Annotated in this window: 15 protein-coding genes, 1 pseudogene and 1 riboswitch; of the genes and pseudogenes, 4 read left to right on the top strand and 12 right to left on the bottom strand. The window is 70.1% G+C overall.

The genetic code is table 11. From position 1 onward, the window contains the following. Positions 1-11: 11 nt before the first annotated feature. Positions 12-1,133: an LOG family protein gene (locus AB0E85_RS08290; protein ID WP_361923910.1), complete on the top strand. Its 1,122-nt coding sequence runs from the start codon at positions 12-14 to the stop codon at positions 1,131-1,133. A gap of 155 nt (positions 1,134-1,288) precedes the next feature. Beyond that, on the top strand, positions 1,289-1,981 hold the full coding sequence (locus tag AB0E85_RS08285; protein WP_361924058.1) for an LAETG motif-containing sortase-dependent surface protein: 693 nt from the start codon (positions 1,289-1,291) through the stop codon (positions 1,979-1,981). A gap of 61 nt (positions 1,982-2,042) precedes the next feature. On the opposite strand, the gene AB0E85_RS08280 is transcribed toward AB0E85_RS08285, so the two are convergent. The 5 genes from AB0E85_RS08280 to rlmN all read right to left on the bottom strand — a co-directional run bounded on the left by AB0E85_RS08280 (position 2,043) and on the right by rlmN (position 7,923). Beyond that, positions 2,043-2,840 carry a maleylpyruvate isomerase family mycothiol-dependent enzyme gene (locus AB0E85_RS08280; protein ID WP_361923908.1) on the bottom strand — a complete coding sequence of 266 codons (798 nt, stop codon included), beginning with the start codon at positions 2,838-2,840 and terminating at the stop codon, positions 2,043-2,045. Positions 2,841-2,864: 24 nt separating this feature from the next. Next, complete coding sequence (locus tag AB0E85_RS08275) at positions 2,865-3,884, bottom strand: ABC transporter ATP-binding protein (protein ID WP_361923906.1); 1,020 nt, start codon at positions 3,882-3,884, stop codon at positions 2,865-2,867. Then, positions 3,884-5,548 (bottom strand): iron ABC transporter permease, encoded by a 1,665-nt coding sequence (locus tag AB0E85_RS08270; protein ID WP_361923904.1) that lies wholly within the window; start codon positions 5,546-5,548, stop codon positions 3,884-3,886. Before AB0E85_RS08270 ends, AB0E85_RS08275 begins: the two co-directional genes overlap by 1 nt. Then, entirely contained in the window at positions 5,524-6,561 is a 1,038-nt protein-coding gene (locus AB0E85_RS08265; RefSeq protein WP_361924056.1) for a thiamine ABC transporter substrate-binding protein, read from the bottom strand. Before AB0E85_RS08265 ends, AB0E85_RS08270 begins: the two co-directional genes overlap by 25 nt. Positions 6,562-6,685: 124 nt before the next feature. Beyond that, a riboswitch (TPP riboswitch) is annotated at positions 6,686-6,792 on the bottom strand. Between the two features lie 24 nt (positions 6,793-6,816). Beyond that, the gene (rlmN, locus tag AB0E85_RS08260) at positions 6,817-7,923 is read right to left on the bottom strand and encodes a 23S rRNA (adenine(2503)-C(2))-methyltransferase RlmN (protein ID WP_361923902.1); all 1,107 of its coding nucleotides are present in this window, start codon (positions 7,921-7,923) and stop codon (positions 6,817-6,819) included. 168 nt (positions 7,924-8,091) lie between these two features. Here rlmN and AB0E85_RS08255 point away from each other — a divergent pair, with 168 nt between their 5' ends. Continuing rightward, the gene (locus tag AB0E85_RS08255) at positions 8,092-8,280 is read left to right on the top strand and encodes a hypothetical protein (protein ID WP_361923900.1); all 189 of its coding nucleotides are present in this window, start codon (positions 8,092-8,094) and stop codon (positions 8,278-8,280) included. A gap of 15 nt (positions 8,281-8,295) precedes the next feature. On the opposite strand, the pseudogene AB0E85_RS08250 reads toward AB0E85_RS08255, so the two are convergent. The 3 genes and pseudogenes from AB0E85_RS08250 to AB0E85_RS08240 form a co-directional block, all read right to left on the bottom strand. After that, positions 8,296-9,224: pseudogene (locus AB0E85_RS08250) on the bottom strand (IS5 family transposase). A gap of 49 nt (positions 9,225-9,273) precedes the next feature. Beyond that, on the bottom strand, positions 9,274-9,858 hold the full coding sequence (locus AB0E85_RS08245; RefSeq protein ID WP_361923898.1) for a hypothetical protein: 585 nt from the start codon (positions 9,856-9,858) through the stop codon (positions 9,274-9,276). Beyond that, positions 9,855-10,232 carry a PadR family transcriptional regulator gene (locus tag AB0E85_RS08240; RefSeq protein ID WP_086854660.1) on the bottom strand — a complete coding sequence of 126 codons (378 nt, stop codon included), beginning with the start codon at positions 10,230-10,232 and terminating at the stop codon, positions 9,855-9,857. The genes AB0E85_RS08245 and AB0E85_RS08240 overlap by 4 nt, the downstream gene beginning before the upstream one ends. A 220-nt stretch (positions 10,233-10,452) precedes the next feature. Here AB0E85_RS08240 and AB0E85_RS08235 point away from each other — a divergent pair, with 220 nt between their 5' ends. Next, complete coding sequence (locus AB0E85_RS08235) at positions 10,453-10,626, top strand: hypothetical protein (protein ID WP_361923895.1); 174 nt, start codon at positions 10,453-10,455, stop codon at positions 10,624-10,626. Positions 10,627-10,649: 23 nt separating this feature from the next. Here the strand turns inward: AB0E85_RS08235 and AB0E85_RS08230 are convergent, their stop codons facing one another. The 4 genes from AB0E85_RS08230 to pyrH form a co-directional block, all read right to left on the bottom strand. Next, a complete protein-coding gene (locus tag AB0E85_RS08230; protein ID WP_361923893.1) occupies positions 10,650-11,099 on the bottom strand; it encodes an SRPBCC family protein in 450 nt (149 codons plus the stop codon). Positions 11,100-11,223: 124 nt separating this feature from the next. Next, on the bottom strand, positions 11,224-12,351 hold the full coding sequence (locus AB0E85_RS08225; RefSeq protein ID WP_361923891.1) for a phosphatidate cytidylyltransferase: 1,128 nt from the start codon (positions 12,349-12,351) through the stop codon (positions 11,224-11,226). Continuing rightward, positions 12,351-12,908, bottom strand: a complete 558-nt coding sequence (gene frr, locus AB0E85_RS08220) for a ribosome recycling factor (RefSeq protein ID WP_006136598.1) — start codon at positions 12,906-12,908, stop codon at positions 12,351-12,353. Before frr ends, AB0E85_RS08225 begins: the two co-directional genes overlap by 1 nt. A 163-nt stretch (positions 12,909-13,071) precedes the next feature. Beyond that, on the bottom strand, positions 13,072-13,830 hold the full coding sequence (gene pyrH, locus AB0E85_RS08215; protein WP_003993277.1) for a UMP kinase: 759 nt from the start codon (positions 13,828-13,830) through the stop codon (positions 13,072-13,074). Positions 13,831-13,912: the final 82 nt, after the last annotated feature.

Raw genomic sequence — 13,912 nt, 5'->3', positions numbered from 1 at the left:
AGCATGGGCGGGTGCAGACGATGCCCGCCCATGCGGCCCACCACGACGACCGTGAGATAGAGACCCTGGAGGAGTTCGACGCGACCGTCTCGGCGCGCGGCACCCTCGCCGGATACCGCGTCCAGGCCGTCGACCTGACGGACCGTACGCGCGAACTGCTCACCACGGACACCGCGGGCGCGGTCTTCCTCGGCTGCGCGATGCGCGAGGACGCGGACGGAAAGGTCCGAGCCGACGGCGCCCTGGTCTTCCCGCCGGTCCCGGGCCTGCCGTTCGACCCGTACCGCGGCCTGGTCTACTCCCCGGACGAACTCTTCGCGTCGCTGGCCGACGGTTACGAGGCCACGCCCGACGCCCTCGCCTACGCCTGGTTCCAGCGCACGAAGGCGGACCGCGACATCTACGCGTCGATGCTGCGCTCGGTCCACGACGACTCCGTCTCCGACGCCCTCGACGAACTCCTGTCCGGCGCGCGGGTCGTGGGCGTCATGGGCGGTCACGCGATGGCCCGCGGCACCGAGGAGTACGCCGGTGCGGCGCGCCTGGGCCGGGAGCTGGCCCGCGCCGGCTTCACGGTCGCCACCGGTGGCGGCCCGGGTGCGATGGAAGCCGCGAACCTCGGCGCCTACGCCGCCCCCTTCGACGACGAGATGCTCACCGAGTCGCTCGAACTCCTCGGCAAGACACCGCACTTCACCCCGTCGATCACCCAGTGGGCGACGGCCGCCTTCGAGGTACGCACCCGCCGGCCGCAGGGCGGCCGTTCGGTCGGCATCCCGACCTGGTTCTACGGCCACGAGCCGCCGAACGCCTTCGCCTCCCACATCGCCAAGTACTTCGCCAACGCCACCCGCGAGGACGGCCTGCTGGCCCGGTCCAACGCGGGTGTGGTGTTCCTGCCGGGGGCCGCCGGGACCGTTCAGGAGATCTTCGACAACGCGACGCCCAACTACTACGAGTCGCGCGGCGAGCCGACGCCGATGGTGCTGGTGGACCGCGGGCACTGGACGGAGAAGCTGCCCGCGTGGCCGCTGCTCCGGTCGCTGGCGCGGGGCCGCTCGATGGAGGCGCGGATCGAGCTGGTCGACCGGATCGAGGAGGCGCCGGAGGCGTTGAAACGTCTCGGCGGTTAATAAGAAGGCAAAGCAAGTGCTTGCAACCTGCATATGCGTTGACACTACTTATGCAGCGCTTATAGACCTGTGAGCCTCACGGTGGTGCTGATGTCCAGTCAACACTGCCTCAACCCCCCGCTTGAGCAATCCCGTAAAGGACAAACGTGGCAGTTCTGTCCGTATCCCGCCGCGCACGCGCCGTGCGTGTCCTCGGTGTCGTCTCCGCCTCGGCCGCGCTCGCGCTCGGCACCGCCGGCAACGCGCTCGCCTGCGACATCAGCGAGTTCTCCGCCGAGGCGAAGTGCGATGGCGACAAGGGCGTCATCACCGTCACCGACGTGGACCCCGCCGGCATCCCGGCGACGGTCACCGTGTACCTGGAGAACAACGGCGCCGACGTGAAGAAGGTCGGCGAGCAGGAGGTGAAGGGCTCCCGAGAGGGCACCACCATCACCTTCGCCGAGAAGTGGAAGCCGAACGCCGAGTACCGCATCCACGTCAAGGCCGCCGGTTACGTCGACGAGGACATCAAGCCGAACCTCGTGACCCCGGCGACCGCTTGCAAGAAGGAGGAGGAGCCCCCTTCGACTCCTCCGGCTTCGACTCCCCCGGCGACGCCGACCCCGTCGGCCTCTCCCTCCAAGCCCGCCGAGGAGAGCGAGTCCCCGGCTCCGGAGCCGTCGGAGAGCCAGAGCACGTCCCCGGCGGGCAACGTGCCCGCCCCGGCCGGTGACTCCAACCTCGCCGAGACCGGTGCCGACTCCAACACCGGCATCATCGCCGGCATCGCGGCGGCCCTGGTCGTCGTCGGTGGCGGTGCGGTGTTCTTCGGCATGCGCCGTCGCGGGGCGAACAGCGACAGCTGACGCCCGCGGCACACACCATGATGTGGTCCGTCCCCCGACCGGGGACGGGCCACGTCCCGTCTCAGCCGAAGGTGGCCCGCTCCAGCCAGAACTCCAGCAACTCCCGCTCGCCCAGGACCTCCAGCCCCTCGGCGTCGAGCGGGAGCCGGCGGTAGAACGCGAGCAGCACGAGGGTGAGCGGCCCGCGCAGGGCGACCGTGGCCTTCTCGTGGCCCCGGCGCCAGCGGACACCGTCCTCGGTGAGCTCGACGAGCCACTCGGCGTTCAGTTCCGCTCCCGTGTCGGTGGCGTGCAGGTGGATGCTGCGGCCCGGGCCGACCAGTTCCCCCACCACGTCCTGTGGCTCCGTCCGCTGCACGTACTCCACGATCTGGAGCCATTCGTCGATCGCGTCCGCGGCGACCTCGGGCGCGACCTCGTAGGCCGCCCCGGCGGCGAGTGCGGCGTCGGCGCGGTGCACGGTGATCTCGTGGGTCATCCTGCGGGCCCAGAAGCCGGAGGTCTGTATCCCGGCCCAGCCCCATACCTTCGCGTCCGGCCCGGCCTCCCGCAGCGTGGCGACGATCCGCTCGCCCGTCTCCGCCAGCCAGGCGTCCAGTGCGGCGGCGTCACCGACGGCCTCGGGCCCGGCCACACCCGGCACCCGCTCCTCGGGCACCTCCTCCTCGGCCCGGGTCCGCACCATCAGCTCCGCCCAGCGCAGGGCACCGCCCGTGTGCCGGACGAGTTCCTCCAGCGACCAGTCGGGGCAGGTGGGCACCGTGCCGGACAGGTCTGCCCCGGAGGTCACCACCTGCCGCAACAGGCCGACCTGGTGGGCGATCTCGTCGCAGTAGCGGTCGAGCGTGAGTGGTGTCATGCCTCGCACCCTAGGCGGGCACGTTCAGCCGAGCACCACGATTTCCGCCGCGTCGAACTCCACGCCCACCTCGTCCCCGACCTCCGGTGCCGCCCGCAGCGCGCACGCCGCCTCCAAGCGCGGTGCACCCTCGGGCTGGAGGTGCACGGCGACATGCGTGCCGCGGAAGGTGCGCGCGGCCACCGTGCAGCGCAGGCCCGAGTCCGCGGGCACCAGGCGCACCCCGGCGGGCCGCACCAGCAGGGTCCGCGTGCCCTGCGGTGCGCCCTCCGGCACCGGCACCTTCCCCCAAGGCGTGTCCGCGGCCTCCGCCCCGACCGTCGCCTCGACCACGTTCTCGAACCCGAGGAAGCGCGCGACGAACGCGTCGGCGGGCCGCTGCCACACCTCCAGGGGCGCACCCGACTGGGCGATCCGCCCGTCCCGCATCACCACGACCCGGTCGGCCAGCGCGAAGGCCTCGCCCTGGTCGTGCGTCACGGCGAGCACGGTCGTGCCCAACCGGCCGAACAGTTCCCTCAGTTCGACCACCAGCCGCTCCCGCAGCGACCGGTCGAGCTGCCCCAGCGGCTCGTCCAGCATCAGCAGCCGCGGGCTCGGTGCGAGGGCCCGGGCCAGCGCCACCCGCTGCTGCTCCCCGCCGGACAGCATCGCGACGGCCCGGCGGCCCGCGCCCGGCAGCCCCACCAGGTCGAGCAACTCCTGCACCCGCCCGGCCTGTTGCCGCTTCGGCTCGCCGTGCATCCGCAGCCCGAAGGCGACGTTCCCGGCCACGTCCCGCTGCGGGAACAGCTGGTGGTCCTGGAACATCAGCCCGACGCCGCGCCGGTGCGCGGGCACGCCCGCCTGGTCGCGTCCGTCGAGCACCACCTGCCCGGCGTCCAGGGGCTGAAGCCCGGCCACCGCCCGCAGCAGAGTCGACTTGCCGCTGCCGCTGGGCCCGAGCACACACACGATCTCGTGTTCGGCGACCTCCAGATCGACGGCGTCCAGCACCGCCCGCCCGCCGAAACGGACCGTCGCGCCCCGCAGAGCCAGCAGCATCAGAACTCCCCCGTCCGGTCCGTGCGAAGCCTCTCCAGCACCAGCAGGGCCACCGCGCACACCACCATCAGAATCGTCGAAAGGGCCATCGCCTGGCCGTAGTTGAGGTCACCGGGCCGTCCCAGCAGCCGGGCCACGGCCACCGGCAGCGTCGGGTTGTCGGGCCGTGCGATGAACACCGTCGCGCCGAACTCCCCGAGGGACACGGCGAAGGCGAACCCGGCCGCGATCAGCAGCGCCCGCCGCACCATCGGCAGGTCCACCTCCCGCCACACCCGCCAGGGCGAGGCCCCCAGCACGGAGGCCGCCTCCCGCAGCCGCACGTCCACCGCCCGCAGCACGGGCAGCATGGTCCGTACGACGAACGGCACCCCGACCAGGGCCTGCGCGAGCGGCACCAGGATCCAGGAGGACCGGAGGTCCAGCGGCGGCTCGTCGAGGGAGATCAGAAACCCGAAGCCGACGGTGACCGCGGACACCCCGAGCGGCAGCATCAGCAGCGCGTCGAAGCCGCGCACGAACCGCCCGGCGTCCCGGCGGGTGAGCGCGACCGCGGCGAGACCGCCGACCACCACGGCGATGAGCGTGGCGGCGACGGCGTACGACAGGGAGTTGCCGATCGCCTCGATCGGCGGGACCAGGAACACTCCCCCGTCCTCGCGGGTCAGCGCCCGGTAGTAACCGAAGCCCGGCGCGCCCAGGGACCGCTGCACCAGCACGGCGAGCGGCAGCACGAGCAGCACGGCGACGGTGACGAGCACCCCGCCCAGCAGCGCCCACTGCCCCGCGCCGCGCGGCCGGCGCGCGGTCACGGACGCGTCCACCAGCCGCAGCGCGGTCTCCCGCCGCCGCACGGTCCAGGCGTGCAGGGCGAGGACCGCCCCGACCGCGGCGAACTGGATCAGCGTCAGCACGGCCGCCGTGGACAGGTCGAAGATCTCTGACGTCTGCCGGTAGATCTCCACCTCCAGGGTGGAGAAGGTGGGCCCGCCGAGGATCTGCACGACACCGAAGGAGGTGAAGGTGAACAGGAAGACCATGAGCGCCGCGGCACCCACGGCAGGGGCGAGGGCGGGGAGCGTCACCTGCCGCCAGGCCCGCAGCGGCGACGCCCCGAGCATCCGCGCGGCCTCCGCCTGCCGCGGGTCGAGCTGCGCCCAGAGCCCGCCGACGGTCCTGACGACGACCGCGTAGTTGAAGAAGACGTGCGCGAGCAGGATCGCCCACACGGTGGTGTCCAGCCGTACGCCCCACAGTTCGTCGAGGAGCCCGCCCCGCCCGGCGAGTGCCAGGAAGGCCGTACCGACGACGACCGTCGGCAGCACGAAGGGCACGGTCACGACCGCCCGCAGGACCTGCTTGCCCGGGAAGTCGAACCGCGCGAAGACGTACGCACCGGGGAGCGCGACGATCAGCGTGAGCGCGGTGGAGACCAGCGCCTGCCAGGTGGTGAACCACAGCACGTGCCGCACGTCGGACTGCGCCAGCACCTCCCCGATCCGCCCGAGGTGCCAGGTCCCGTCGGTCTTCAGGCCGCGCGCGACGATCGCGGCCACGGGGTAGGCGAAGAAGACCGCGAAGAACGCGACGGGCGCGGCCAGCAGACCGAACCGCGCCGCCGCGCCCCGCCTGCGCGCGGCTACTTCAGTACGAGTGAGGTCCACGACTTGACCCACTGGTCACGGTGGTCGGCGATCTTCGCCGGGGCCATGGTCTCCGGGTCCTTCGCCTGCGGCCCGTACTTCACGAACTCCGGCGGCACCTGAGCGCCCTCGCGCACCGGGTAGACGAACATGTTGAGCGGCATGTCGTCCTGGAACCTCTTACTGATGAGGAAGTCGAGGAGGGCCTTGCCGCCCTTGGTGTTCTCGGCGTTGCTGAGCAGCCCCGCGTACTCGACCTGCCGGAAGCAGGTGCCCTCGGCGACCCCGGTCGGGGCGGCCGTCGGCTTCGGGTCGGCGTACAGCACCTCGGCGGGCGGCGAGGAGGCGTACGACACGACGAGCGGCCGGTCGCCCTTGGCCTTCTTGCCGCTGCTGGAGCCGGAGAACTCCTCGTTGTAGGCCTGCTCCCAGCCGTCGACGACCTTCACGCCGTTGGCCTTGAGCTTCATCCAGTAGCCCTCCCACCCGTCGTCGCCGTACTCCGCGACCGTGCCGAGCAGGAAGCCCAGGCCGGGCGACGACGAGGAGGCGTTCTCGGTGACGAGCAGGTCCTTGTACGCGGGCTTGACCAGGTCGTGGAGGCTCCGCGGCGGCGCCAGCTTGCGGTCGGCGAAGTACTTCTTGTCGTAGTTGACGCAGATGTCGCCGGTGTCGATGGGGGTGACCCGGTGCTTGTCCTGGTCGACGCGGTACTCCGGCAGGATCAGGTCGGATCCCTTCGCCTCGTACGACTGGAAGAGGCCGTTGTCGAGGGCGCGGGACAGCAGGGTGTTGTCGACGCCGAAGAAGACGTCGCCCTGCGGGTTGTCCTTGGTCAGGATGGCCTTGTTCACGGCCTGCCCGGCGTCGCCGTCCTTGAGGACCCGGACCTTGTACCCGGACTGCTTCTCGAAGGCCGCGATGACGTCCTTGGACGCGGCCCACGAGTCGTGGCTGACGAGCGTCACGGTCTTGGAGTCGCCGGACTGCTGGCCGCCGCCGGACGACCCGCAGGCGGCGAGCGTGCCGGCCATGCCGAGCCCGACGACCGCCGCCGTCAGCCGCTGGATGTTGTTACGCACTGGATTCCTCCTGGAGTGACCAGGAGAAGACGCGGCCCCGCCCGGGACTTCCGGGGTCCCGGGCAGGGCGCAACAGCTCGAGTGATGACCGATCTCCCTACCCAGAATGACCTGGGCCAGGTTCGGAGGGTCTGCGGCCGTATGCCGCACTCTCAGCGCTGTGGCGCTCCCCTGTCGGAATATGCAGATGTTCTTACGGCGGTCAGACTACCGTTCGGTGGCCGCGAGCTGACCACACGCCCCGTCGATCTCCTGACCACGGGTGTCCCGGATCGTCACCGGCACACCATGGGCGGCGATCGCCTCCACGAACGCCTTCTCGTCCTCGGGCCGCGAGGCGGTCCACTTCGACCCCGGCGTCGGGTTCAACGGGATGAGATTGACATGCACGGGCTTGCCCTTGAGCAGCCGCCCGAGCCGGTCACCCCGCCAGGCCTGGTCGTTGATGTCCCGGATCAGGGCGTACTCGATGGACAGCCGGCGCCCGGACTTGGCGCTGTACTCGAAGCCGGCGTCCAGCACCTCACGGACCTTCCAGCGCGTGTTCACCGGCACGAGGGTGTCCCGCAGCTCGTCGTCGGGGGCGTGCAGCGAGATGGCGAGGCGGCACTTGAAGCCCTCGTCGGCGAACCGGTGGATGGCCGGGACGAGACCGACGGTGGAGACGGTGATGCCGCGCTGGGACAGGCCGAGGCCGTCGGGCTCGGGGTCGGTGAGCCGCCGGATGGATCCGATGACCCGGTTGTAGTTGGCGAGCGGCTCGCCCATGCCCATGAAGACGATGTTGCTGAGCCGCGCGGGGCCGCCGGGGACCTCCCCGTCACGCAGGGCCCGCATCCCGTCCACGATCTGATGGACGATCTCGGCGGTGGACAGATTCCGGTCGAGGCCTGCCTGCCCGGTGGCACAGAACGGGCAGTTCATGCCGCACCCGGCCTGGGAGCTGATGCACATGGTCACCCGGTCCGGGTAGCGCATCAGCACGGACTCGACGAGCGTCCCGTCGAACAGCCGCCACAGCGTCTTGCGGGTGGTGCCCTGGTCGGTCGACAGATGCCGCACGACGGTCATCAGCTCGGGCAGCAGCGCCTCCCGCAGCCGCCCCCGGGCACCGGCCGGAATGTCGGTCCACTGCTCCGGGTCGTGCGCGTACCGCGCGAAGTAGTGCTGCGAGAGCTGCTTGGCACGAAACGGCTTCTCCCCGACAGCGGCAACGGCTTCCTTGCGCTCGGCAGGAGTGAGGTCGGCGAGATGCCGCGGCGGCTTCTTGGCTCCGCGGGGGGCGACGAAAGTGAGTTCTCCGGGCTTAGGCATGGCGGTACCAGTGTCGCAGATCAACTGCGGCCGCCGGGGCCGGAGTGGGGTGGGGGCGATCACGGCGCCTCGCGAGCCTGAGTGTGCAGGCGTGGCCCCGGGGAGCGGTTGACGGTGAGGACCGCCTGACAGGATGGGGCCGACCATCACAAGAAGCGGGGGTCGAGCATGCTCGTGCTCATACTGTCGGTCGTCGTCCTGCTCCTCATCGGCGGCAGCGTCTGCGTGTTCTGGACAGCCCGGGGTGACGCCCCGCGCTGGGCGCGTGGGGTGGCCAAGGCCACCCTGCTCGGCAGTGAACTGACCCGCAGCGCGAGCCGGGGTTCCCGCTCACAGCAGAGCAGCGAGGACGACTAGGACTTGTCCGGCCGATCATGTGCGGAGCCAGATGACGAGGGCCACCGCAGTGGCCGTGCCGAGGAAAACGTAGCCGCGCTTGTCGTATCGGGTAGCCACGGCCCGTGACTGCTTGAGCATGTTGATCGCCAGCTCGACGGTGTTGGGCTTCTTGTACCGCTCTTCGTCGAAGCCGGGGGCCGTCCGCCGCGTGAGCCTTTGCGCAGGCGGGCGGCCTGACTGTCGGTCTTCTCCGGGATGGTGTGCTGGATGCCCCGGCGCCGCAGTTACTCACGGCAGGGACCGTTGCTATAGGCCTTGTCCGCCGCCAGGCTGTCAGGTTTCTTGCGCGGCCTGCCGCGTCCGGGCCTGGGAACGCGGATCTTCTCTCACCGCCGTGAACTGGGTGCAGTCGGCCCGCTGCCCACCGGTAACGACCACCGATAGCGGACGACAGCGGCCGTCGGCACTCAGGTGGACTTTGCTGGTGAACCCGCCCCGCGAGCGGCCCAGGCCCTCACTTCCTGCGCCACCTCCACCAGGCGGGCGAGCAGGCTCTGCCACGGTGTCTCGGTCTGATGTTCGTCTCCTGCCGCCCCCTTTGATGCCGGAGCCGGCGGCGGATCGGTGCGGGCGCCGGCCGCGTGCTGGTGCGCACGCACGATGGTGGAGCTCACAGCGATGTCCCAGTCGATCCCACCTGCTGCGTCGGCCGCGGCCTGGACCTGCTGCAGCAGACGTTCCCAGGTGCCGTCGGCCGACCACAGCCGGTGGCGTTCATAAACCGTTTTCCATGGCCCGAACCGCTCGGGCAGGTCGCGCCACTGCACCCCGGTCCGCACCCGGTGCAGAATCCCGTCGATTACCTGCCGATGATCACGCCACCGGCCACAACGTCCGTTGCTGACCGGCAGGAACGGCCGCAGCTGTTCCCACTCCGCATCCGTCAAGTCACCCCGCCCCATGCTTGGGACAACGAGACAACAGTTGGATGATGACATGATCGGACGGGTCCTAGTCGGCGTCGGGCGCGGTGTTCTTCCTGCTCCGCGCATCGACGACGGCGTACGGAAGCCCGGGAAGGAGCAGCGCCGGGGCCGCCCACAGTGGCAATGTGAACAGTTCCCCGTCGCCGCCCAGCCATCGGGAGAGCAGAGCTGCGGGCAAGCCGACGGCAAGGGCGACCGCCAGGGTCCTACCGAGACCCAGGTTGCCGCGCCGCAGCTCCCAGGCAACCGTGACCGCTGCGACGACGGTCCAGAAGGCAACATCGTTGACGCTCACGACCCGTTCGGTGGTCCACCGGAGCAGACACGTGGCCAGTATCAGCCAGCCGATCACGAAACAGACCATCGCCGCCGTACGCAGCAGCCGGCGGGCGAACGGAGCGCGGGCCCGGGCCCAGGAGGCGGCGAACTCCTTCACGTCGCTGCCCACGACGTCTTGGGGCGTGCGACCTGCGGCCACCGCCTCATCCAGATGAGCGGAGAGCTCATCGAGCATCTCCCGGATGGATCCATCGTCGATGCCCCGGTATTCCCAATTGCTGCGGCAGACCGCGAGTATCTGCTGGTTAGTCACGGTTTGCTGGTCCGTCATGGTGCGCTTCCCCCCGTGGGTTCGGTAGCGGTCAGGATCCGCCCCACACGCCCGCTGAAGGCGTGCCATACGGCCCGGCCGCTCGCCAATTCGGCACTTCCCGCTTCGGTCAGGCGGTAGTACTTGCGTGGGGCGCCACCACTGGCCGACGGGGCGCGGTACGAGGAGATGAGCCCCTCCCGCTCCAGCCGGGTGAGCAACGGATAGATACTGCCTTCGCTCACGAGATCGAGCCCGTTGTCGGCGAGTGCCGCCACGAACTCGAAGCCGTAACGCGGCCGTTCGGCGATCAGCGACAGCAGGCACAGATCGAGCACTCCGCGCAGCAGCTGACTACGACGCTGGTCACCGGTAGCGGGCAGCCCCTTTGTCATGCGGTACAAGATAGTCAGCCATTGTCATGCGCCGCAAGATACTTGCGGCGCATGACAAGGCTCCGACGGTGCAGGCACTCGTGACAGGTCTGAATCCGCACATGATCGGCCGGACAGGGCCTAGGCGGCCCGCCGCGCCCACTCACACGGCCTGAGCATGGAACCGCCCCCGGCCTGCGGAGCCGTGCGTTCCCCCGGTTGGACAGGGCACGCGCGAGTCATGACCTCCTTCTACGTGACGTACGCGGCCCACTCGGCCCCGGTGCAGCTAGCAGAGAAGTGGCAAGGGCCCCCGTGGTTCAAGTGGGCCTTCCTCGGGGTGTGGGCGCTCTGTGGCGTGTTCGTCCTCTTCAAGCTGCGGCAGAACGGCTGGAAGTTCCCCCGGCGGCGCTGAGCCGAGCCGCCGGAGGGACGCCTTTACCCGGCCGTCCCTTCCAGCCGGTCCTTGAGGAGCTGCTCGTTGCGCGGGAGTTCCTTGCGGACCTGGGGGCGTACGACGAGTGGGACCAGGACCTTTCCCATGCCGTGGCCCTCGAAGTCGATGTCGATCGTGACGTGGGAGCGCCGGCCCTCGTCGTACGGTTCGACCTCGCCGTGCACCTGCGCCCGGACCGGGCCGTCGACACCGCGCATGCCCCAGCTGTGCGGCGGGTCGTACTCGGTGACCTCCATGGTCATCGGCATGACACGACGGCCGATGTGCCGGGTCACCCGGACCTGGGTGCCGACGCCGACGGGCCCTTCGTCGAGGCGCTCAGCGGACACGGCGCTCAACTGCCACTCCGGCATGCGCTGGGTGTCCATGACGTACTGGTAGACCTCCTCCGGACGGCGGTCGACGTCGATGCTCTCTCGGATGATGGCCATGATGGCCTCCTTTGGGAGGTACACCTGAATCGTCCCACTTCAGCCCCCAAGGCGTCTCCCCGAGACGTCAGCGAGCCCCTGCCCGGCCGGGCAGGGGCTCGCTGACGACAACAACCGGTAGGGCTCAGCCGGACCCCACGAACAGCACGAGCAGCAACCACACCACCGGAGCCGTGGGCAGCAGCGAGTCGAGCCGGTCCATGATGCCGCCGTGGCCCGGCAGCAGCGTGCCCATGTCCTTGATGCCGAGGTCCCGCTTGATCATGGACTCGCCGAGGTCGCCGAGCGTGGCGGTGACCGCGACCGCGAGGCCCAGCACCAGTCCCTGCCACCAGGCACCGTCGTCGATGAGGAACTGCATGCACAGCGCCCCCGCGACCATGGCGAAGGAGACCGCGCCGAGCAGGCCCTCGCGGGTCTTGCCGGGGCTGATGCGCGGGGCGAGCTTGTGCCGGCCGAACCGCCAGCCGACGGCGTAGGCCCCGGTGTCGCTGACGACCGTGAGCAGCAGGAAGGTGAGCACCCGCTGCGCCCCGTCGTCCGCGGTCAGCATCATCGCGACGAAGGTCGCGAGGAACGGCACGTAGAACGTCGCGAAGACGCCCGCGGTGACGTCCCGCAGATAGCCCTCGGGCGGTTCGGTCATGCGCCAGACCAGGACGGCCAGTGCCGTGAGCGCCATCGCCACCCACGCGCCCTCGGCACCCCGGACGTACCCGGTGACGATCATCGCGGCGCCGCCGAGCGCGAGCGGCACGAGGGGCGCCCGGATGCCCTTGCGTTCCTCCAGCCGCTTGGTCAGCTCCCACAGGCCCACGACCACGGCCACCGCGACGACCCCGACGAACAGGGCCTTGACGATGAACAGAGACGCGACGATCACGGCACCGAGCCCGACGCCGACCCCTATCGCGGCGCTCAGGTCGCGACCCGCGCTCTTCTTCGGCGGCTTGGGCGCCGGCTGCGAGGCGTCGGGCATGGGCTCCGGATTCGTGTCGTTTCGGACCGGGGTGCCGCTCAGCCGAGCAGTCCCCCGGTCGTCATCCTGGTTTCCGCCGAAGTCGGTCACGTCGGGCACGATGGGCATGGGGCGAGTCTGAGGCGCTTCATACGCATCGTATGCGGGACCCGCCGGAGCGGCCCCTCGGACGTGCCCGGGGCCGGGTCCCTGGGCGTGCCCGTGACCATGCCCTTGGTCGGTGGGCCCCCAGTACCCGGCCTGTGGCGGCGCCCCCCAGGAAGAGTCGTTCATCAGACCTCGAGCAGCTCCGCTTCCTTGTGCTTCAGGAGCTCGTCCACCTGCGCGACGTACTTCGCGGTGGTGTCGTCGAGCTCCTTCTCCGCGCGGCGGCCCTCGTCCTCGCCGACCTCGCCGTCCTTGATCAGCTTGTCGATGGCTTCCTTGGCCTTGCGGCGCACGGAGCGGATCGAGATCTTCGCGTCCTCGCCCTTGCCCTTGGCGACCTTGATGTACTCGCGGCGGCGCTCCTCGGTGAGCTCGGGGAACACCACCCGGATGATGTTGCCGTCGTTGCTCGGGTTGACGCCCAGGTCGGAGTCGCGGATCGCCTGCTCGATGTTGCGCAGCGCGCTCTTGTCGAACGGGGTCACCACGGCCATACGCGGCTCGGGCACGGAGAACGAGGCCAGCTGGTTGATCGGCGTCGGCGCGCCGTAGTAGTCGGCCACGATCTTGTTGAACATCGCCGGGTGCGCACGGCCGGTGCGGATCGCGGCGAAGTCCTCCTTGGCGACCACGACGGCCTTCTCCATCTTCTCCTCGGCCTCGAGGAGGGTCTCTTCGATCACCACTTGCTCCTGCGTGTCTTGAGTAGGCCCGGCTGCGGTTCCATGTGGGGCGGCGGCCGGCTGCGTCGCGTCTTCTTCTGAACGGTTCCCGACCGGCGGGACATTGTCCATCCCCGGCCCGGCTCCGTCCCGTCCGTCCCCCGGACGGGGTGGTTCTCGGGTATCAGTCCCGGCTGCCGGGGTCCCCCACCAGCGTGCCGATCTTCTCACCCTTGACGGCGCGCGCGATGTTGCCCTCCGCCAGCAGCTCGAAGACCACGATCGGGAGCTTGTTGTCGCGGCACAGCGTCACGGCCGTGGCGTCGGCGACCTTCAGGTCGCGCGTGATGACCTCGCCGTAGCCGAGGTGGTCGAACTTCACCGCGTCCGGGTTGGTCTTCGGGTCGGAGTCGTAGACCCCGTCCACGCCGTTCTTGCCCATGAGGAGCGCCTCGGCGTCGATCTCCAGGGCGCGCTGGGCGGCGGTGGTGTCGGTGGAGAAGTACGGCATGCCCATGCCGGCGCCGAAGATGACCACGCGGCCCTTCTCCAGGTGCCGTACGGCGCGCAGCGGGATGTACGGCTCGGCGACCTGCCCCATGGTGATGGCGGTCTGCACGCGGCAGTCCACACCGACCTTCTCCAGGAAGTCCTGGAGGGCGAGGCAGTTCATGACCGTGCCGAGCATGCCCATGTAGTCGGAGCGGGCCCGGTCCATGCCGCGCTGCTGGAGTTCGGCGCCGCGGAAGAAGTTGCCGCCGCCGATGACGACCGCGATCTGCGCACCGTCGCGCACGACGGCCGCGATCTCGCGGGCGATCTTGTGCACCACGTCGGGGTCGACGCCCAGGCCGCCGCCACCGGAGAAGGCCTCTCCGGACAGCTTCAGCAGAAACCGGCCGCGCACTTTGCCGTCGTCGCTCTTCTGGGCCTTGGTGGTCATGGGGGATCCCGCCTCTTTCACGTGTTGCACATACCAAGAAGGCCATTGCCGGTGGGGCGTGTTTCACATCCCATACGGCAAT

This window comes from Streptomyces sp. NPDC029044 (assembly GCF_040637495.1).
In the GTDB taxonomy this organism is placed as follows: domain Bacteria; phylum Actinomycetota; class Actinomycetes; order Streptomycetales; family Streptomycetaceae; genus Streptomyces.
The sequence above is the reverse complement of the archived record's forward strand: the minus strand, read 5'-3'. Positions and strand labels throughout refer to the sequence as shown.